Below are 20,381 nucleotides of genomic sequence, written 5' to 3' on the forward strand. Positions count from 1 at the left end.
GGGTTGTTGCGTGGATGAAGGCGGCGTGCAGGAACTTCTTGGCCATTGTGTCCGCGTCAAAACGAACTCGCGGCATTGGACATATCACGGAGACGCCACTGAAAGTGAATAGCAAGGGGACCGCTGCAGCGCGCCAGGCCGTGTTCACGCTGCAGGGGCACCTGGCCTACCGGTCAGAATTCCCTGGAACTGACTCAGTACCGGGCCGATTTCGATGCCTGCGTTGCCGATGTCGTAGAGACAGATATCCTTGCTGTGCTCGCTTGCGCGCACCTTGACCACCGAAAGAACGCGCTTGAACTGGCCATCGAGTTCAACGTAGCGCTGCATGACGATGGAGTCGGCCAGGAAGGCATTGCCGTACGAACTGAAGCTCAACTGATCATAACGATCTTCCAGTTCCGCTGTCATCAGGACAGTCACGCCCATCGCCGTGAGCACCGCCACCATCCGATACAGTGATTGCCGGAAGTCGTCGCGCGACGACGACGCCAGCGCCAGTTCGAAGCCGGACAGTGAATCGATCACCACGCGCTTCGCGTCCAGCTGTCTGATCAGCGCCACCAAATCTGCCAGCACCGCGTCGATGGACAGGTCCAGCGTGCGCGTGTTGATCACGCCGACCCGTCCGCTTTCAATCAGGACATCGAGTTGACGGCTCAGCAACTGGTTGGGGCTCTTCTCGAAGGCCGCAACCACGCCAGCCTCGCCCGCCCGCACGCCCTCACTCAAAAATTGCGTGGCGAGCACCGACTTGCCCGAACCGGATGGCCCCACCAGCAGCATGGAATAGCCGGCCGGCAGGCCGCCACCGAGCATGGTGTCCAGTTCCGGCACGCCCATTGACAGGCGGACGTTGCTGGCGATGGTGGCGGCGGCAGCTTCTTGGATCATCGCGCGCGGGAAGATCTCCACGCCGGTGTCGCAGATGCGGAAGGTGTGCACACCCAGGCTTTGCGCCTGGCCGCGCATCTTGACCACCTGGATCTTGCGCAGCAATGTGTCGCGCTGGATCAGTTGAGACATCCAGATAATCCCGTCGGCCACGGTGAAGACAGGACTCGATTCAGCTTCCGGCGCCAGGTACTCGCCGATCAGGAAGGTGGTGGCTAGCCAACTGGTCATCTGCATGCCCAGGCGCTGCACGAAGTTCTGCAAGCCCGCACCGCCTTGTTCCATGGCGCGGGCCGACTGCGCCACCGAACGGAATGAATCGACAAACACTAGGCTGGGAGCAAAGTCCCGCACTTCATCGGCAATGCGCGTCAACACACGTTCGAAGTCCCCCTCGAGCAGGTCGGCGGCCAAGTTGACGAACTTGACCGACTGATTCAGCTTGGCAAGGTCGAAGAACGGAAACTGCTGCTGGTAGCGCAGCATTTTCAACGGTGGTTCGCCCAGTACCGTGAAGAACAATGCCCGCCGTTCGGGGCCGGCCAGCGAGAACATGATCTGGTGTGCCAGTGTCGTCTTGCCACTGCCCGGGGTGCCTGCCAGCAGGTTGAAGGAGTATTCGGGTATGCCCCCGCCGAGCAGCTCGTCCAGGCCGGGCACACCCGTGCTCAGGCGCTGGATGTAGACTTTGTTATTCATGTTTCGGTTCCCTTAGCGGCGGTGTCGACAACGTCCGGACCCCAGGCCGAGCGTAAAATGGCAGTGGTCAGCGACTCTCCGATCAGCAAGGTCAGCGTGTCAGTGAAAATAATGAACAAGGAAATGCTCGCTGCACCCGCCTCGGCAGGGTGTTGTTCCAAGCTGGCATACCAGCGTTCGAAGGCCGCGCCGTCGCCTTCTGCCAGCCAGGGATGCGCCGTGCTGGCCAGATGCGCGCTGCGCGCGAACAGCACGTCGAATGCGCCATTGCCGATAATCGGGCATAACTGCACAGCCAGCTGTTCCCACAGCATGACGCTGTGCTCCACTGCCGCCTCGGGGCGGTGCATCACGCAGCGTTGTATCCACTGGTGCCGTTCATCGTTAATTGCCATAGCAAGAGGGGCCGGATCTAGCAATCGTTTTCGTGGCCGACAGTGTACAGGCAATCGGCATGGCGCAGGCCAGGTATCGCATGCTGTTGCCTTCGCTTAAGCAACGCACGCACCCGGACGCGCAAGCAGCTGGGCGAACTGATCGGGCGGCAGAGGGCGGCTGAACAGAAAGCCCTGGCCCTCGTCGCATCGGCGCGCGCGCAAGAATTGCAGCTGCGCGGGGTTCTCGACACCTTCAGCCACGACGCGCTGGCCAAGGCTGCCGCCTATCGCGATGACGGCGCTGACGATAACGCCACCACCCGGCGCCACGCCGATGTCGCGTACAAAGGACTGGTCTATCTTCAACACATCGATGGGGAACTGGTTCAGGTAGCTGAGGCTGGAATAGCCGGTACCAAAGTCGTCGACCGCCAACAGCACGCCAATCTGCTTGAGCTCGCGCAGCAAGGCGGCGCTGGCATCGGCGTCGCGCATGAGCACGCCTTCGGTAATTTCCAGTTCCAGCTGGCCTGGCGGCAAACCGCTGTCGGCCAGGATGCCGCGCAGGTTGGCCAGGAAGTCGGCATGACGAAACTCCAGCGCCGACAGGTTGACCGAGATGATGCCGCAGGTGAGGCCCGCGCCTCGCCATGCCATGGCCTGCCTGCATGCTTCGCGCAGCACCCAGCGCCCAATGGACACGATCAGGCCGCACTCCTCGGCAACCGGAATGAAGCGCACCGGCAGCACTTCCCCGAGCAGAGGGTGCTGCCAGCGCAGCAGCGCCTCCGCTCCGGTAAGCGTGCCGTTCTCGAGCGCGATCCGTGCCTGGTAGTGCAGTTCAAACTCGCCGCGCTGCAGGGCCTGGTGCAAATCGGCCTCGGTGCGCTGACGTTCGCTGGCGCGCACATTCATCTGGGAACGGAAGAAGTTGCAGGTGTCGCGGCCGCTGTGCTTGCCATGGTACATGGCCACATCCGCGTTACGGATCAGGCTCTCGGCATCCCCGCCATCGTCAGGGAACAAGCTGACGCCGATGGTCACGCCAATATAGGCCGTGTGTCCGCCTAGCTGGTATGGCTCGCCGATCGTGCGCCGCATCTTATCGGCAATTTCCGACACCGCCCGCTCGTTGGTCACTTCCGTCAGCACCACCACAAATTCGTCGCCGCCCAGCCGGCACGCGGTGTCGCTCGATCGGATCACCTGCAGCAGGCGCTTGCTCACGGTTTGCAGCAGCAGGTCTCCGGCCGCGTGCCCGAGCGAGTCGTTGACCACCTTGAACCGATCCAGGTCCGCAAACAGTACGGCCAGCCGCGTTCCCTGGCGCCGCGCGATGGCGATAGCTTGCGCCAGCCGTTCCATCAACAAGGCGCGGTTCGGCAGCCCGGTCAGGAAATCGTGGTGCACCATGTGCACCATTTGGTCCTTGGCCAGTTGCACCTCTTCCGTCATTGTCTGCGCCTGCAGTGCCGTGATGACCAGGTGTTCGTTTGCTTGGCGTAGCCGCGCCATATGAATCTCGAGCGCCTGCTGCACGCCGTCCGCTTCGCGCAAATGCAGTTCCAGGTTGGTGGCCATGTTCTCGCGATGCGCCACCGCCGCCTCGCGCTGCCGGTTCATGGCGTCGCGCAGGCTCGCGGCATGTTCCCGCGCGTGGACCAGCGTTTCGCGCGCTGCCACCTGATCTTCCCGTGTGGCGATGATACGTTCACGTGCCTGCCCGGCGGCACGGCGGTCCTGGCAGCCTTCGCGCCCGCCGAATCGGCGCTCGTTGGCAGCGCTGCGGTCATTGTCGGGATCCATGTCAAGCTTCCATAGGGAGAAACGATATAGCGGTCAAAGGCACGGCGCTGACGGCCGGCGCTGCTTGCATGCGCCCCAGGCGGCGTCAAGCACGCCGGCGGTCAACGACGCGCCGATCAACACCTGCAACAGATCGTGCAACGTCACGAACAACAGCCGGCTGGCCGTCTGCACATCGGCCGGTCGCTGCCCGGCCATCCTGCCCGTCAGTTGCCGCCAGTCCGCCGTCGTCGCACTTGAGCCGTCCGGCGCCCGCAGCCAGGGAAACGCGCCGTGGCACATGCACAGGCAGCGTCCAAGGAGCGACGCGACACCCTGCGCCCCCAGCAGTGCAGACAATTCTTCGCTGATTGCCTCCCACAGTCTTTGTGACCGCAGTTCCTGCTCCTGCGCAGGGCACGCCGCCAACCAATCGAGGATTGCATCGGGATACATGGCGCCTGCGCACATCGCTGCATTTCCCATCAACACCGCTATCGCGCGACGCGGCAGTGATGAAGAAGCACCGTGCGCGCGCAGCGCTCCAGCCGTACCCAGGTGACTATACTGCAGTATGGTCAACTTTGGCACATTATTGCACCGCGCCACACGCAAGGTGCCCCATAGAAACAATACTGCCGGAGTGCGGCTGCGATTGGGGCGTATGAAGTCGTCGCGCTGGTGGGAATCGTCCATTAGGCAGCCCCCCCCCGCCATGTCCAACCCGCTTGCACCAGCGCTTACGTCCTGTGCAAACCGGCCGGCCCAGGGGCGTCGCAGCGCGGAATGGGCGCTGCGATGCAGCGGCGACGCGGCAACGTCAGTAGTACGCGCAGCGCCGTGTGCGCGGCGACTCGGTGAAATTGCAGATAACAGTCAGCGACGCCGATGCCCCACGCGCGCTGCAGCAGCAGGGATTCTTCGATGCGTTGGGCCTGTTCGACGTCGACGCGTTCGCCCGCAGCGCCATCGGTCTCCAAGCGGCTCACAGCGCAACCTCTGCCAGCCGGGACGGGTCCACGGAAAAGTACTCCGTGTGGCCGAAAGACTTGGAATAGTCCAGCAACGAAACGAATAGCGGCTCCAGTACGATAAACAGCATGCCGGGCCACGGCAAGGCCCTCGTATCGGAGATGACGTGGGAAAACTCGGGGTATTTTTTCAGCAGCAGGTCGCTAACCTGCCGAAGTTCGTCCGACTTGTGCAGCATGCTGGCCTTGGCATCCACCGACACGCCCCGGATTTCGGCCCACGAACTGTAGGGCGTGTTGATGGCGTAGGCGACGTTGGCGTGCTGCCGGATGTCGTGGGCTTTCTGGCTATCGAGTGAAATGGCACAGTAGGTGCGCAGACCGTCGTTGGCATAGCTCATCGTGCTGGCATGCGGTGTGCCATCCGGACGGATCGAGGCAAGGACCAGTTCTTTGCCGCGATGGAGTATGTCGGCGACCCACAGGGCCTTGTCGAGACTAATGTTCTCCATGATGCTTCTCCTGCAGGAAGATGGTCCTGCGGCCGCGGCGTGAGCTGCGGCTTGTGTTTTGTCCCAAGTGCCGGGTAGCTTTGGTCGCTGTACCCGGCGTGGGCGAACGTGGTGCGCGTTTGCAATTGGCGTCATGCCAGGGATGGCCGGCTGCCTTGTTCGAGCGTATCAGCGACGAGCGCGCCATTTAAGTGTACGCGCATCCTGCCCGGTGCCACGTTCATTTGCGTGGACGTACGGGCGCACCGGGGAGCGTTGGGCGCAAGGCTGGCTGCCCGCTTGGCGGGCGGGGCTGGTTTGGCTGTGGAATTGGCGTGCTTTGGCAGATCGACCTGGTCGGCTTGCCGCGCAGGGCGGGCCGCAGACTGCGCCAACAGCGCTGCGGGCACGGCGCGCTTGCCGATGAGCGCTCATAGAGGGCGCTGGCGAATGCGTCGATTGTGACGGCCAGGGTGAGATCGGCGAGCAGGCGGCCGATGGTGTTGTGCAATGTATTGCATTGCGCGCGGCAAGACCACGATCCGCACCATGCGGCGCCGCGCGCCGGCGGTAGCCTGCACGGGGCACTGGGTGCGCGTGGCCGGCGTAACTCGTTGGTCGTTTCGGCTGGGCCTCACCTGCGCCAGGGACCGGCCCGATGGCAAGGCGGGCGTGCAGCATCTCGGGTGGCGCTACGCCGCTAAACGCCGCCTCGCTGATGTGCCCAGCCTGCGAGGACGCTGTCGCCAGGCCCGCTGTTGTGCTGGTGGCGCTGCGATCGGACGGGAAGCACCGGGCGCGCGGTCAGACTGTCAGCGCGAGAGAGGGAGCCTGGCCCGGGCACGCCACAGTTCAGATAGGCAACTATGCCCGAAGTGGATAAGACCATTGCAATATGCAATGGACGGAAGTCTCCAGAGGCCTACAATGCATTGCGGGCACGTGGATCGCGGTCATGCCCAAGGAGGCGCACAATGTACATCAACCAGCGTTCTGACCATACCATGGCCGACATCGTCGAAGTAGGCATTTCGATGCAGCGCTCGCGGCAGCCGGGGTACGCGATCCGATTTCTGGAAAAACTGTGCGTCCAGCATGCGGTCATACAACGCGTGCTGGAGGAGCCCGCGCAAAGGCGGTGTTACTACGCGTCTCCCGGGCGGATGACCTACTACCTGGTGAGCCCAAAGCGGCTCCATGTGGTGCGCGACCTGGTCGGCCATTCGTGGTGACGGCATTGACCTTGGACCGGGCACAGCATCTGCAGGCGACGCGCAGGGATGTGCTGCGTTCACAGCAGGTGGAAGTGGGCATCGTGTACCAGAAGATGCTGAGCAACGTCGCGGCGGCCGAGTACCTCTTTGCCCACAATGTTCCGTTGCATGTGGCGCTCAGAATCTTGCTGTGTCCCGGCAAGCGGCGCACATTTTGCTCTGCGCCGGAGCGCGATGTTGGCTTGAGTCAAACGTGCCAAGCCGAGGCTGAAGCGCAGCGCCTCATTCGGCGGCTGACGCAGCAGGCAACTTAGTGTCGAACCCATCCGGCGCCGTGCCAACCTGATACGCATGCGGGTGATGCCCAACGTGCGTTGGTTGCCCCCAAGGCGCGCCGCCGCTGGCGGGCTGGCGGTCACGTCGCGACATGTCCGCGTGCAGGCCGGTCCATGCGGTCATTCCCGCTTGTCGGTCTCCATGAGGCTTAGACCGACATTGTGCGCCATGGTTTGCGCCATGCCCGGGGCGCCGCAGGGCGTGTTCAGGCTGGCGCTGGCAATCTTGACGTTACCCTTCCAAACGCGGAAGGTGCCGTACCATTCGCCCGGCCTCGGTCCCGCATAGGAGGCATACTCCAGTCGGTAGTCGTCGGCAAACTGTCGCGCGGTGAAGGTTGCATACTTCTGTTCGGTCATGTCTGCTCCGCTGAGGTGGTTGCAATCGTGGTCTGACGCACTGGCCAAGCAGCCTGGTGGGTGCGTCTGCAGGCAGGGGCCGCCGCCGGCAAGACCTTGACGCTGGGTCGGGCTAACGCTTGGGCGCGGTTCGGCGCTTTGGCCGGTGGCAGGCGAGGCGGTCCTGCATGTTCAGTCAAATGCGAGTTTGCGAGGAAGGTGCCGCGACGTGAGCAACCAGATCGCGGCGTGACGGTCCACGCCTTGCACGCATGCGCAAGCGGGCCGCGCCCACCGGCGGCGTACTGGCACTACAGCGGGCTGGTCGAGGGCTTGGGAATGGAGATTGCCACTGGATCGCTCGCTGGGAAGGTTTCATCCAAGCCCTCGTCGAGCGCCGCGTCCTGATGGCCCTCCGGCTTGGAAGGCTCCACGTTGCGTGGCGGCAGCTTCTGGGGAGCGGTGTGGGTGTCAATGATGCTCATGGTTCACCTCGTCTGGCTGGAGTGGCTTGGGATGCATACGGCAAGATGCTCTTGCGCCCATCGCGCGTGCGTCATCATGGGCGCTGGTTGGGCAGGCGGCTGGTATCGTTGTTGACGACGCCATGTGGCGGTTGCTGGTTGCCGTGCCACTTGTTCCAAGGACGTTTTGCGGGCGGGTTGCTCCTTTGAGGTGCCGGCCCGACAAAAGGGGGCGGTGTCGGTAGGGACAATGCTTCGGTACCGCCGGTTGCTGTCGTTTCCATCGTCGATCTCCTCGCAATATGGGCGTTGCACGAAATCGCTCAGCGCCAATTGCACACGCAGCATGCGCCTATTTTGGCGGGCTGTATAGCGCGGCCGTGATCGCGGTAACGTCGGCATGTTCCTGCTCGGCATCCATGAAGTGGGGCGAGCAACATGTCGACATGGTGGCGATCGAACGCAGCGTGGCACCGCCAGGCGCTAAGTGCGCTTAGTCCGCCAGGCGTTGTTGCGGGTCCGCGCGCCAGTTCGTTCCTGGGCCTCAGTAAGGCGATCATCGGTGAATTTCCGGCCTATAATGAAAGGAGGAAACGGATGGTCGCCGTTTGGCGCAAGCCGTCCGGCGCGCTCCCCGCGGTCCTTCCCCCGGTCGGGCAATCCATGCCCGGCCCTCTTGGCGCAGTGACGCAGGTGAAGATCATGTTGCACGAGTTCCTTGCCAATAATCGCCGCGACCTGATTGCCCGATGCCAGGCGAAAGTGGCCACGCGCAAGCACTTCGCCTCTGCCGAACAGTTGCATAATGGCGTGCCCCTGTTTCTTGAACAGTTGATCAGTACGCTGCGCATGGAGCAGACGGGGTCGGCGCTCACGGGCCAGGATTGCGCAATTCTCCATGCGGACGCCGTGACCCATGTCGAGATGGACGCGTCCGCGATGCTGCACGGTCAAGACATGCTGGCGTTGGGCTTTACGGTCCATGAAGTGGTCCTCAACTACGGCGACCTGTGCCAGGCTATTGCCGACCTGGCGGTCGAGCGTGACGCGCCATTTTCCGTCGACGAATTCCGGACACTGAATCGCTGCCTGGACAACGCCATCGCCTACGCCGTGACCGAATTTAGCAAACAGGACGCGTCCATTGCGGCAGAGCGCCACAATGTGGAGGAGCACAAGCGCATGGGCTTTTTTGTCCACGAACTGCGCAACCTGCTCGGCACGTCGAAGCTGGCCTACGCAGCGTGCAAGACAGGCAACCTTCCCCTTGCCGGCGCGACCGGCAGCATACTGGGCCGCAGCCTGGTCGGCCTGGAACGCTTGATCAACAACACGATAGCCGTCGTGCGCGAGGAACAGCGCGATAACTTGCGATATCTCTTTTCGCTGGCGGAGTTTGTCACCGAAGTCGAGGCGACGGCGGCATTGGCCGCGATCGCGAAGCAATGCCAACTGAGGGTGTTCCCGGTCGATCCGCAACTGGCCCTGCGTTGCAACCGGCCCATGCTCCTGGCCGCCGTGGTCAATCTGCTGCAGAACGCCTTCAAGTTCACCCACGCGCAGAGCGAGGTGACGTTGACCTGCCATGCCACGCCCGAGCATGTCCTGATCGATATAGCCGACCATTGTGGCGGGCTGGGAGCCGGCGTGGCCCAACGTATGTTTCAACCTTTCGAGCAAGGCGGAGCGGATCGGTCCGGTCTCGGGCTAGGCCTGACCATCGCGCAGCAGTGCGTGGTGGAAAACGGGGGGCAACTGGGCGTCCGTGATCTTCCGCTTGTCGGTTGCGTGTTTACCATCACGCTGCCCCGGCATGCGATGCCGACAGGATGAAACAGTCTGTCTCGGCCAGCGACCCCAGGCAGGGAGCGCACCAGAGCTGGCGTGCTTGCGCCACGCTGCCGCCGCCAATCCAGCATGTCAGCACCGGCCGCGCAGCCGCGCACATCGACGGCGCCAACATTTCATGGGTTGGGCGTGGACAGGGAAGGACCCGCCCAGAGGCCGCTACGGAGCTGATGTCTGCGGGCGGTCAGGGTGTGATCGCCACTTTCAAAACGCCATCGCGCTGGTTTGCGAACAGCTCGTAGGCGTGCTCGATCTCATCGAGCTTGAAGCGATGGGTCACCATGGACTCAAGATTGACGCGTCCGGACGCGACAACGTTCATCAGGCGGCGCATGCGCTGCTTACCGCCTGGGCAAAGCGTGGTCACGATCCGGTGGTCGCCCAATCCGGCCGCGAAGGCGTCTAGGGGGAGCGAGAGCTTGCCGGAATAGACGCCGAGACTTGACAGGGTTCCGCCCGGTTTGAGGGCGCGCAGGCACTGCTCGAACGTTGTCTGGGTTCCCAGCGCCTCGATCGCGACGTCGACGCCGCAGCCCCGTGTGAGCCGCATGATTTCTGTCAGCGGATCGGTTTGCGTGTAGTCGATCGTGATGTCGGCACCAAGCGCGCGGGCCATGTCGAGTCGCCCCCGCACGCCATCAACAGCGATGATCATGCTGGCACCGCGCAGCTTGGCTCCCGCCGTCGCACACAGGCCAATCGGACCCTGAGCGAAAATGACGACGGTATCGCCGATCTTTATGTCGCCGTTTTCGGCACCGCCGAAGCCGGTGCTCATGATGTCCGGACACATCAAGACCTGCTCATCCGTCAGTCCGTCGGGGATCGGTTCGAGATTGCCCATGGCGTAGGGAACCAGAAGATAGTCGGCTTGACAGCCATCGATGGTATTGCCGAAGCGCCAACCACCCGCCGCCTTGCCGCCGCATTGTGATGCATGTCCGTCGAGGCATGAGTGGCATTGGCCACAGGGTGTGATGGCGCCGACGACCACGCGCTGCCCCACCGTGTACCCTTCAACGCCGGCACCGATTTCGGTTATGAGGCCGACTGGCTCATGGCCGATGGTCCTGCCAGGATCGACGGGAAACTCCCCCTTGAGAATGTGCACATCGGTTCCGCAAATCGTTGTCGTGGTGATTTGCACCACAACGCTGCCGGGGCTTGCGACCGGAATCGGTTTGTCGACAAGCGATATTACGCCCGGTCTAACATACACCGCCGCCTTCATTTTGCGCATGGAAGCCTCCTTGTGGACACATGTCATGGTACGCCGCGAGTGCTCCGTGTCCCGCTGATATGTCGTGCGATTCACCTAAATTTGCACCGCTTGAGATGTTCGATTCGGATCCTGGGACTTAACGATAGGACTGCCGTATGATCAGACTACCATTGACGTTCCTCTGCCGCGCGTCACGCATGGACTCACAGGCTTGTTTTGCCTGGAATCCATCGGGATGGTGATCGCGTTTTCGGTAGTGATACGAATTATTCGGTTGTGTTTAAGCGAGGAGTCCGAGTGAAAGTCGTTCCCACAGACACTCTAAGCGTGCCATGAATCAACAGGAATGGTCGCAGCATCCTTGGTATGCGATGGATCCGGCCGCCGCCGTGGAACGATTAGGTAGCAACAGGGAAACCGGGTTGTCTTCTGACACAGCTGCCCGGCGGGCCGTCGAATACGGGCCAAACGCGCTGCCGGAGACGGCAAGGCGCTCTACATTGCTGCTTTTTCTGCGCCAGTTTCTCAGCCCGTTAATCTACGTACTGTTCGCTGCGGCTGCGCTGGCCGCTGGCATGGGCCATTGGGGCGATGCGGTTGTGATCCTCGGTGTGTTGATGGCAAATGCCTTGATTGGCACATACCAGGAAGGCCGCGCCGAGCGCTCGATGGCCGCGCTGCGCAAGCTATCGACGTTGCAGGCACGCGTCATACGCGATGGCTGCGAGCTGGCTGTGGCGGCACGCGATCTGGTGCCCGGAGACATCCTGGTCTTTGTCGCTGGCGACGCAGTCGTGGCGGATGCCCGTCTGCTGGAGGCGTCGGCGTTAGCCGCGGCCGAGGCGACGTTGACCGGTGAGTCCGTTCCAGTGTCCAAAGCAATTGCATCGCTCCCAGTAGCAACCGGCCTTGCGGATCGGCACAACATGGTGTTTTCGGGGACCTATATCACTGCCGGACGTGCCCGCGCAATGGTTACGGCAACCGGCGTCCACACCGAGGTGGGAGGTATCGCTCGGTTGACCGAAGGTGCCGAAGAGGCAAAAACACCACTGGAAATGCGCATAGCCCAGCTCGGTCGCTACCTTGTGGTCGCGGCCTTGGCGCTGTTCGGTTTGGTGATGGCGCTGGGTTTGGCGCGCGGTCTACCGTTCGGCGAAGTCCTGATGGTCGCAATCAGCCAGATGGTGTCGGTGATACCAGAAGGCCTGCCGGTGGCGATGACGATCGCGCTCGCCGTCGGCATGCAGCATATGGCCGGCAGAGGCGCCATCATTCGGCGCCTGTCGGCGGTCGAGACGCTGGGTGCAATCACGGTGATATGCAGCGACAAGACGGGTACGCTAACGCGCAATGAGATGACGGTAAGCGCACTTTGGTTCCCTGGTGGACGGGCCATCGACATTACGGGCGTTGGATATGCACCGGAAGGAGAATTGGTTAGCACTGGCATCGCGCGCTCGTCGACGGACGTCGAGCTGGCTCAGTTGCTGGAAGCCATCGTGCTTTGCAACGACGCGGAACTCGTCCCACCTGATGACGAATCGGCGCCGTGGACGGTGCTCGGCGATCCGACCGAAGCTGCGTTGCTCGTTGTGGCCGCCAAGGCCGGCGTCGAGGCCGGCACCTTACGCCGCAGCCGTCCTCGCATGGCGGAGATCCCCTTTGATTCCGACGCGAAGATGATGGCAACCCGGCATGGTGGCACTGCGGGAACAGAAACGATTTACCTCAAGGGGGCGCCCGAGGCGGTATTACGGCTCTGCAGCCGGGATGGACAAGATGCCCTGCGCGCGGCGCGCGAAGCGGTCGAGAAGATGGCAGGGCGCGCCCTGCGCGTGCTGGCTGTCGCGCGCATCGATGACTGCCCGCTCGACGCCGTCGCCGGTTTTGACGAACTGGCCGGCCGCGCCACCCTGCTTGGCCTGGTCGGCCAAATCGATCCGCCTCGCGAGGTGGTCAAGTTAGCGGTGGCGGCGTGCCGCGCGGCAGGCATCCGTACCATTATGGTCACAGGCGATCACAAACTCACAGGACTGGCCATTGCGCGTGAATTGGGGATAGCGTTGGACGGCGACAGAGGCATTGATGGCGTCGAGTTGGAGCGCATGAACGACGCTGAGCTGTTGAAGGGACTCGAGAACATTGCGGTGTTCGCGCGCGTCCATCCGGCGCAGAAGCTGCGCATCGTGGCCGCGCTGCAGTCGCGTGGCGATGTCGTCGCCATGACCGGGGACGGGGTCAACGATGCCCCGGCCTTGGCCAGCGCCGACGTTGGTGTCGCGATGGGCATCACCGGTACCGAAGTGGCGAAGAGCGCGGCGAAGGTTGTCATCACCGATGACAACTTTGCCACGATCGTTGGCGCGGTCGAACAGGGACGCGTCGTATATCGCAACCTCAAAAAGGTGATCCTGTTCCTGTTCGTCACCTCAGCCGACGAGGTGTTGGTGCTTCTTCTGGCGTTGCTTGCCGGGTATCCCCTGCCGCTGGCGGCGGTCCAAATATTGTGGATCAACATCGTCACTGAAAGCACATTAACTGTCAACTTGGTGATGGATCCGCCGGGCGGCGACGAGATGATGGATGCGCCGGTACCGCGCAACGACCGCCTTTTGGACAAAGCCATGCTTTGGCGCATTGCAACGCTAGTGCCGATGGCAGTCGTCGCCACTTTCGGTTGGTTTGTCTGGCGACTATCCAACGGCGTCCAATACGAGGTAGTCCGGACCGAGACCTTCACTATTCTGGCGCTATGCCAGTGGTTCAATGTCCTAAATTGCCAATCGGCGTCGCATTCCGCCTTAACGTTCGGCATCCTGCGTAATCGCTGGCTGATAGGCGGTTTGGCGCTGAGCATTGTGCTGCAGGGAGCCGTCCTATACTGGCCGCCGCTGACTGCATTGTTCCACATTGTGCCTATTCCGCCCGCCGATTTGTTGCCACTCGTGGCGTTGGCTAGCTGCGTGTTATGGGGCGAAGAGTTGCGAAAATGGGCCACACGCATGCGGGGCAAGCCGCCTGCGCAATAGGTGGCATCGATACGGTGATTTGCAACGAGAACTGATCTACTTTGCCGCATAATTTGCGCACGAAACGTGGCTTCGTATAGGTCACGATCCTGCGAGTGACCTGGGAAATCGGCGTATTCGACGCTGGCACATGCGCGACCAGGTTCCACTGAGAGAAATTGCCAGGCGCTTGCGCATCGCCCGAGACTGTGTCCGATGCAATGTGCGCCCGGAAACCATAGCGCGTGCCTACGCTGAGCGGCGCTCCAGCCGCAACATCGACAACTACGCGTTCCAGGTTTTTGGCACTGCTCAAGCCTGCGGCGGCGCGATCACGCAAGCAGCGGCGCACGCTGAAACAGATCATGGGTACTTGGAGGACCTGGGGTTTGAGGGGCTAACGATAGGGGCGCGGAGATCGCAAGGGTGCGACGAGAGCGTCAAGCTGAAGATCGGTCCCGCGAGTAACGAACAGTGCAGCCGCTTCGTCAGCGCGCGACACGCCACAACACGCGATCAGCAGCGCGTTTCGTCGCCGTCAACAAAAGTCTATTTTGGCGCGCTTGCTGTGCCCCCTCGTTGCGGCGCAGATTCATTCGGTGTTCGGCGCCGCGCGTGCGGTACGCGGTGCCCGCGTGGCGGTCGCGCAGCGCATGTCGGGCGATGCGCCGTACGCCTGGCACCTTCCGCGCAAGCCTGCCAGGATAGGCGTACACTGGCGCCATGCAATGGGCGGAGGAGATCGCCATGGAAGAGATTGACCCCAGCCAGACTTTTGACGGTCTCCCCCTCACTGTGGAGCAGGATGCGGCCATCCGGCACTACATCTTGCAATGCCGGCGCAATCGTCGCCCCATCGATGCGAAGGAGTTGACCGCGATGCTCAAGGATATGCTGGATCCGCCAGCCGATGGCGAGCCGGATGACTTCTTCACCCACGCTGTCGAGCATGTCGTTGCCGCCGAGCGCGCTGCTGCCTCGGTGGACGAGGCCATGAATCCGATCGAGGCGTGCGAGGAGCGCAATGCCGCCATGGAATCGGAGGCGATGAAGGGGAGCTAGGCGCGAAGCTGGCGCCTCGGTTGCCGGCGGGCGCTTCGTGCATGCGCCGAACCGACGAGGCATCGCAGTGGCAAGGGCAGATACGCCTTGGTGCGGCGTTTGCCGACAAGGCGGATGACGAGGTGGCTGCAGTAGCGCACGCCATCCATGCCCATTCCAGTTCCTTGTGATGTTCCGAAACTAGGAGCGAACGTGAATACTGTTCCAACTTTCGCCGCTATCTTCAGAAATATCGACGGTCTCGACGGTGCGCAGTCCAGTATTATCCACACCCTTGGGCTCGGCGTGATTGGTTCCTACTACTGCGGTGCCGGTGGGGCTGAGCATCGAGAAACAGACAGTCTCCCCGGTGTCGTTAGCGATCTGTTGCACGACGGCTCGAACCACTTCATGTGAACCGGCCATATCTGCCGTCCGCTGAAATTCGCCTTCGTAGGCTTCACCCGCTTGCGTGTACCTGTACATGATTGTCATCGTCCACTCCAGTGTCGGCCGCCGGCCGGGTCGGGGTGCCGATCGGCACCAGGTTCGTTTCCCTGCAAACCGTTCATGCGGGATTATCCTTCGTTCCCGATCTCAAACGGCATGGTTTTATAGCCCACGTAAAGCGGATGCTTCGGTGTTCTATCCTTATTCAACTTCAGCGGATGCGGCTTGATGCCAATGTCTCTCAGCAGCTGCAATACCGCCTGGCCACGCCCGCCGAGGGTGCCGGACTCACTCCACCCACAAACCACGACCGATGCGCGTCGAGCGGCTCCAAGAATCACGGCGTCGACGTTCTCGCCGACAAGGTCGAACCCGGCAGCATGTAACGGTCCAAGTTCGTCGGAATCCGGTTCCCGAAAGGCGAATGCGTTGGCAACTTCCAGACCGCCGACAGCGAAGTTAAAGCCGATCTTCGGCCACATCATCACGCGCTTAAACCGGCGCTCAACGGTCGGATCGTTTTCAACTTCATTCGCGGTGCTCGGATTCATCATCAACAGCAACGCCGTTGGCAGCGCATCGTCCCATACCCTCCCCAGCAAGTAGCGGTAGACCTCGCAGTCGGAGAAGATTGCGCCGGTCGATCCGGTCAAGGTTTTGACCTCGCGGCGCATCACGATGATTTCCTATAAACGGTTTATACCAATTCTCCTGGTCGGGTAGTTGCAGGGCCGGCTATTTCTTGTTCGGATCATGCCCCATCCAGACGCAATATTCCCCAGCGCGTTCCTCTGGCAGAACTGCATGCGACTTGACCGCCTTATCCCAATTGCGATCAGAAAGCATCCTGCGCACAGAGGACGCCACAGCGCAGAAACTGATGATGAGCGCGACAATCGAAACGAGATCGAAGCTCGGATGATGATACACGACGACCGCGAATGCTACACCACCCGACGTCGCGTTCGCACACTTCGCGTCGACAAAATACAAGCATGCCACAACGAAAATGCTTATAGACAACGACACATTGATCAAGGGGGTATCCATAATTTTTCTTGTCCCGCTGCGCTGTTCAAGAAGAGGCATGCAAACGAGCCGAAATTCGTGCCTCGTAGGCCTGTCGCTCCTTCGTACTTTGTCCGCCTGCTGCGCAACTCGTCGTCACGGTTGCAGGCGTCAGGCTCTTGAGGGGAATTCGGCAAGGCCGCGTGCGCGCGCAGCCGTCGTGACAACGCCGACACGTCCAGGCCATGGCTTGCGTAGCCAAATCGGCGCGCCCGGAAGAACTCCGTGTATTCCGGCGGCTCGTCATGCTCCCACGCCCCCCAGACGTGACGCTCGAGATCGTCAATGCGATAGTAGTTCAAGAAGTCCACCGCATGCTCATCAACAACGAAGCCGCACGCGCCTCACGCATCCACTGCACGCAGCAGCTCGCCGGTGGTCACGGGGGCTTGGCAGTGTCTAATCCCGCGTAGGTGACGGTTTCGGATGTTCTAGTTGGCAAATGGTTCCAAGTCGATCACCACGTCTGCCATCTCGGCCAGTTCTGGCGTATGCGAAATGAAATACTCCTTGGCGTAGCCACCGATGCGCAGCACCTCGCGTTTCATCGCCATGAAGCGCCGTTTATGTTGCGCGTCGAACGCGCCGTCGGCTTCGTCGGAGAACAGCGTGGCGCTGCGCCGGCCATCGCCTTGCGCCAAGTACAGCGCCATGGCCCGGGTCAGGCATTCGTTGATCCAGATCCGCTCGCCGCCGCTCATTTTTGCGACGCTCTTGGCGCTGCCGCGGTGCGCGTCGTGCACCGTGATGTCGAAGCCCTCGCGCAGTTCGCCCTTGGCGGTGGCCAGCTGGGTCTGGAGCTGCACCGAAAAGCGCGGGCCGTAGCAGGCCAGGAGCAGCTGGTTGGCCAGCGCCGACAGGGCCGGCCCCGCGTCGTCGATGGCCAGCGCGATGATGCCGTCATTGCCAAAGGCCTTGGTCAGCAGGGACCAGTCCTCCAGGTGTCGTTCCAGGCGCAGCGACTGGCGTTCCTGCGCTGAGCAGGCTTGGGCTTGCGCGGCGTGCTGTGTGGCCAGGTCCCATGCCCGGTCCTGTTCGCGCAGGGCACCAAGCTGGGCTTGCTCGGCCAGCTGCAGGCGCGCCTGGGCCTGTTCGCAGTCGCCGGCCGCGGCCGTGACGAGCCGCTCGTCGAATGCCGGCGGCAGCGCCGCCAGTAGCGCATCGATGCGTTCGGCCACCTGGCTCGGCTGTGCCGCGAAGTCGCGCCGCCGATGCAGCGTGGCGATCCGGTACTGCTGCTCGGAGTAGGCCTTGTCGTCCTCGGCCCGCTCGGCGGCTGACTGTTCACCATGCGCGGCGAGGCGGGCCTCGGCATCAGCCAACATGGCGCCGGACTGCGCCAGCGCGTCGCGCCGCGCGGCCTGCCTCTCGCATTGCGCCAGGCGGTCTCGGCTGCGGGCCAGCCGCGCTTCGGCGGCCCTGGCCGCCAGGCGCGCGCGCGGCACGCCAGCGGCCTGGGGGCGCAGCGATGCGATCTGCTCTGCCAGTGCTGCATGCCGCGCGTTCAGGCGCGCCACCACCGCTCCGGCGTCCGGCAGCAGCGCGTGGGCCGTATGCGCGTCGGCCAGCAGCTTGCACCCGGCCTGCAGCGCCATGCCGGCGCAGGGCACCTCGGCCGTCAGCGCGAAGCGCCGCCGCAAGTCCTGTGCCGCCAGCGCCGCTTGGCCGGCTTCGCGTTCGATGGCCGCGCTCTTCGCTTGCGCCAGCGCCAGGTCTGTGGCCATCCGTTCGCGCCGGGCCAGCGCATCCCGCGCTTCGGCCAGCCGCCGCTCGCGCCGCGCCAAGACGGCCAGCATCACGGGTAGCCGCTGCGCTGCGCGCTCTGCTTGGTTGGCCTGTGCCATGGCCGCTTGCAGAGTGGTGCGCTGTGCCCGCAGCGAGGCGAACGTGGTTTCGCGGCGCGTGGCGCGCTGGGCATGGCGCTGTGTCAGGTCGTCGAGCGCTGCCTGCTCGCGTCCCAGCTCCGTATCAAGCGCCTCGAGGGCGTGTTGCCGTTCGGTGAGCGCCGCTGTGCGCTCGTCCAGCAGCTGGGCGCGCCGGCCTTCATGGCTGGCGGCGACCGCCTGCTCGGCGCGCAGGGCGGCCAATACGGCGCGCTTGGCATCCAGCCGCGCGGCGGCGACGTTGCGGTTCTGCCGTCCCAGCTCGGCCTTGGCGGCCGTGTCGCCCAGCGCGTTGCGCTCGGCCGCCAGCCGGGCCAGTGCTTCCCGCTGCGCCTGCTGGCGCCTGCGGAGGTTCTGCAGGGCGCTGCGCAACAGGCGCACGACCTCGGCCGCGCGCTCGCCGTGCGCACGCACCGCGTCCAGGCGCAGCAGCTCCGCCAGCAGGTGCTTGATTTCGCCGTTGCGGTAGTTTGATAACTGGCGGCGCTGCTGGGCGGAGAACGCGGTGCTGAAAAACGTCGCCGCCGACCCGGCGACGCCTTCCACGCAGCGGCTGTAGGTCTCCATCCTCCCGTCGGACACCGTGCCGTCGGCCAGGCGCACCGGCGTCCAGCCGCGCTCGCCCAGCTGGTGCAGATAGGCCTCTGTGCGGCGTTTGCCGGCCAGGCGCATGACCAGGTGGCTGCGGTAGCGCACGCCATCCATGGCCCATTCCAGTTCCTTGTGGTTCTCCGGCAGGTAGACTTCGTCGTAGTAGGAAAACGCGCCCAGTCCGTCGGCGCCGGCGCGCGAGGGCATCACGGGGTAGGGCGTCATGTTGTCGAGGATGGTGCTCTTGCCGCGCCCGTTGCGCCCGGTCAGCGCCACCAGCGCCGCGCCGCCGGCCTCCCGCTCGAAGTCGATGGTGATGCGCTCGCGCCCCAGGCCGTCGCGGATGCCGCAAAAGCCGCTCAAGGATAGTTTCAGGGGGATCATGGTGCTCTCCTTCATGCCAGTGCAGGATCGGGGACGGGAACCGCCGCCGTCTGGTCCCATGGTGCGTCCTGGCCGGCCACGGTCAACGCGGCGTCGTCGTCTTCCTGCGCGAGCAACTGCGCGGCGATCGCGTCCGGCGCCAGCTGTTCCAGGCTCTCCAGGCAGGCAAGCAGGGGCGCCGCATCGATGGCCGCCGCCGTGGCCCAGGCGCGCAGCTGCGCGCGCAGGTTCGTCGCGTGCGCGATGCCCGCCGCCCGCGCGCGGGCCACCGGCAGCACGCGTCCCTCCAGCTTGATCCCGGCCGCGCCGGCCAGCGCGGCGGCGATTGCGTCGCGGTCCACCGCGTGCGCCGCCTCCTCAGCCACGCACCAGCGCACCCGCACCCAGGCGCCGGCCAGGTCGTGCGCGCGCGCGAAATCCGACAGGGCGGCCACGTCGGGCGCGCCGTCGAACACCAGCTCGTGCGTGCGCCGCGCCGGCGTGGGCACGAGCGTGGCCTGCGCGGCGTCGGCAGCGACCTGCCACATCAGGAAACCCTTGTCGCCTTGTTCGCCGTAGTGCAGCCGTCCGATCGCGCCCGGATAGGCGATCAGGCGCTCGCCGTCCTGCCAGCGCTGGTGCTTGTGGATGTGCCCCAGCAGGAAGGCGCAGGCTTGCGCGGCGAACAGTGCGCCGGTGGTCAATTCGTGGTCCAGTCCGGCCATCGGCACGCCGTGCTCGGTGACGCAGCCGCGCACCGTGCCGTGCGACAGGCCGATGGCGGGCACGCCGGCCGCGCGCGCCGCCAGGTGGATGGGGGCCAGGCCCGCCAGCAACTGCGCCAGTTGCTCGCCCATGGCGGCCGCTGCCGCGCCCGCGCCCACGCTGGCGGCCAGCGCGGCCTTGTTCAGGGTGGGCACGCAGCTGCACAAGAGGCGCGCGTCGGCGGGCGGGCGGTCGAAACGCCAGTCGCTTGACGCCAGCCAGCGCCCGTCATGAAGTAGCGCCACCTGCGACAGCCGATCGGCGACGTGCACCGGATGCCGTCCGCCCAGGAGCGCAAACAGGCGCAGCAGGCCGGCCGGCTCGTGGCTGAAGGTACCCTGCAACATCAGCACAGGACAATGGTCCGCCAGGCGCCGGATGTGCCGGGCCAGCGCGGCCAGCGCCGGGGAGTGGGCCGGCAGCGCGTGGTCGGTGCTGTCGCCCGTGACGACGGCCACTTGCGCCCCTTGGGCGATGGCCTGGTCCACGGCGAACGCAAAGCAGGTGTCCACCTCGGCCAGGGTGTCGTCGGCGTAGTGCAGGTCGGAGAAATGGGCAAGCGAGATCATG

The 20,381-nt window shown here is 63.8% G+C and carries 18 protein-coding genes; 5 read left to right on the forward strand and 13 right to left on the reverse strand.

Annotated features, from left to right (window positions below):
- Positions 1-144: 144 nt before the first annotated feature.
- From ASD15_RS22815 to ASD15_RS22840, 5 genes are all read right to left on the reverse strand, one after another.
- Positions 145-1,593 (reverse strand): ATPase domain-containing protein, encoded by a 1,449-nt coding sequence (locus ASD15_RS22815; protein WP_057157279.1) that lies wholly within the window; start codon positions 1,591-1,593, stop codon positions 145-147.
- Positions 1,590-1,988 (reverse strand): hypothetical protein, encoded by a 399-nt coding sequence (locus tag ASD15_RS22820; protein ID WP_157201095.1) that lies wholly within the window; start codon positions 1,986-1,988, stop codon positions 1,590-1,592. The genes ASD15_RS22815 and ASD15_RS22820 overlap by 4 nt, the downstream gene beginning before the upstream one ends.
- Positions 1,989-2,084: 96 nt before the next feature.
- Positions 2,085-3,776, reverse strand: coding sequence for a bifunctional diguanylate cyclase/phosphodiesterase (locus tag ASD15_RS22825; RefSeq protein ID WP_057157281.1), 1,692 nt, complete (start codon positions 3,774-3,776; stop codon positions 2,085-2,087).
- Positions 3,777-3,809: 33 nt separating this feature from the next.
- Positions 3,810-4,451 carry a hypothetical protein gene (locus tag ASD15_RS32605; RefSeq protein WP_157201096.1) on the reverse strand — a complete coding sequence of 214 codons (642 nt, stop codon included), beginning with the start codon at positions 4,449-4,451 and terminating at the stop codon, positions 3,810-3,812.
- A gap of 289 nt (positions 4,452-4,740) precedes the next feature.
- Positions 4,741-5,238 (reverse strand): pyridoxamine 5'-phosphate oxidase family protein, encoded by a 498-nt coding sequence (locus tag ASD15_RS22840; RefSeq protein WP_057157284.1) that lies wholly within the window; start codon positions 5,236-5,238, stop codon positions 4,741-4,743.
- 953 nt (positions 5,239-6,191) lie between these two features.
- Here ASD15_RS22840 and ASD15_RS22845 point away from each other — a divergent pair.
- A complete protein-coding gene (locus ASD15_RS22845; RefSeq protein WP_057157285.1) occupies positions 6,192-6,449 on the forward strand; it encodes a hypothetical protein in 258 nt (85 codons plus the stop codon).
- Positions 6,446-6,745, forward strand: coding sequence for a hypothetical protein (locus ASD15_RS22850; RefSeq protein ID WP_157201097.1), 300 nt, complete (start codon positions 6,446-6,448; stop codon positions 6,743-6,745). The genes ASD15_RS22845 and ASD15_RS22850 overlap by 4 nt, the downstream gene beginning before the upstream one ends.
- A gap of 141 nt (positions 6,746-6,886) precedes the next feature.
- Here ASD15_RS22850 and ASD15_RS22855 read toward each other — a convergent pair whose 3' ends face one another.
- Positions 6,887-7,126 carry a hypothetical protein gene (locus ASD15_RS22855; RefSeq protein ID WP_057157287.1) on the reverse strand — a complete coding sequence of 80 codons (240 nt, stop codon included), beginning with the start codon at positions 7,124-7,126 and terminating at the stop codon, positions 6,887-6,889.
- Between the two features lie 290 nt (positions 7,127-7,416).
- Complete coding sequence (locus ASD15_RS32610; protein ID WP_157201098.1) at positions 7,417-7,590, reverse strand: hypothetical protein; 174 nt, start codon at positions 7,588-7,590, stop codon at positions 7,417-7,419.
- A gap of 576 nt (positions 7,591-8,166) precedes the next feature.
- Between ASD15_RS32610 and ASD15_RS22860 the strand changes: the two genes are divergently transcribed.
- The gene (locus ASD15_RS22860; protein ID WP_307188297.1) at positions 8,167-9,402 is read left to right on the forward strand and encodes a sensor histidine kinase KdpD; all 1,236 of its coding nucleotides are present in this window, start codon (positions 8,167-8,169) and stop codon (positions 9,400-9,402) included.
- A gap of 199 nt (positions 9,403-9,601) precedes the next feature.
- On the opposite strand, the gene ASD15_RS22865 is transcribed toward ASD15_RS22860, so the two are convergent.
- Positions 9,602-10,657, reverse strand: coding sequence for a zinc-binding dehydrogenase (locus ASD15_RS22865; protein ID WP_057157288.1), 1,056 nt, complete (start codon positions 10,655-10,657; stop codon positions 9,602-9,604).
- A 314-nt stretch (positions 10,658-10,971) separates the two neighbouring features.
- Between ASD15_RS22865 and ASD15_RS22870 the strand changes: the two genes are divergently transcribed.
- Both ASD15_RS22870 and ASD15_RS22875 read left to right on the forward strand, forming a co-directional pair.
- Complete coding sequence (locus ASD15_RS22870) at positions 10,972-13,671, forward strand: HAD-IC family P-type ATPase (protein WP_057157289.1); 2,700 nt, start codon at positions 10,972-10,974, stop codon at positions 13,669-13,671.
- Positions 13,672-14,397: 726 nt separating this feature from the next.
- Positions 14,398-14,712 carry a hypothetical protein gene (locus ASD15_RS22875; protein ID WP_057157365.1) on the forward strand — a complete coding sequence of 105 codons (315 nt, stop codon included), beginning with the start codon at positions 14,398-14,400 and terminating at the stop codon, positions 14,710-14,712.
- 180 nt (positions 14,713-14,892) lie between these two features.
- On the opposite strand, the gene ASD15_RS22880 is transcribed toward ASD15_RS22875, so the two are convergent.
- The 5 genes from ASD15_RS22880 to ASD15_RS22900 all read right to left on the reverse strand — a co-directional run bounded on the left by ASD15_RS22880 (position 14,893) and on the right by ASD15_RS22900 (position 20,380).
- The gene (locus ASD15_RS22880) at positions 14,893-15,186 is read right to left on the reverse strand and encodes a hypothetical protein (RefSeq protein WP_057157290.1); all 294 of its coding nucleotides are present in this window, start codon (positions 15,184-15,186) and stop codon (positions 14,893-14,895) included.
- 83 nt (positions 15,187-15,269) lie between these two features.
- Complete coding sequence (locus ASD15_RS22885) at positions 15,270-15,815, reverse strand: DUF1643 domain-containing protein (RefSeq protein WP_057157291.1); 546 nt, start codon at positions 15,813-15,815, stop codon at positions 15,270-15,272.
- A 61-nt stretch (positions 15,816-15,876) separates the two neighbouring features.
- Positions 15,877-16,191 carry a hypothetical protein gene (locus ASD15_RS22890; protein WP_057157292.1) on the reverse strand — a complete coding sequence of 105 codons (315 nt, stop codon included), beginning with the start codon at positions 16,189-16,191 and terminating at the stop codon, positions 15,877-15,879.
- A 449-nt stretch (positions 16,192-16,640) separates the two neighbouring features.
- A complete protein-coding gene (locus ASD15_RS22895; RefSeq protein ID WP_157201099.1) occupies positions 16,641-19,067 on the reverse strand; it encodes a DNA repair protein in 2,427 nt (808 codons plus the stop codon).
- An 11-nt stretch (positions 19,068-19,078) separates the two neighbouring features.
- Positions 19,079-20,380, reverse strand: coding sequence for a metallophosphatase family protein (locus ASD15_RS22900; protein WP_082552070.1), 1,302 nt, complete (start codon positions 20,378-20,380; stop codon positions 19,079-19,081).
- Position 20,381 lies beyond the last annotated feature (1 nt).

Origin of the sequence: Massilia sp. Root351, assembly GCF_001425045.1 — a bacterium.
In the GTDB taxonomy this organism is placed as follows: Bacteria; Pseudomonadota; Gammaproteobacteria; order Burkholderiales; family Burkholderiaceae_D; genus Rugamonas.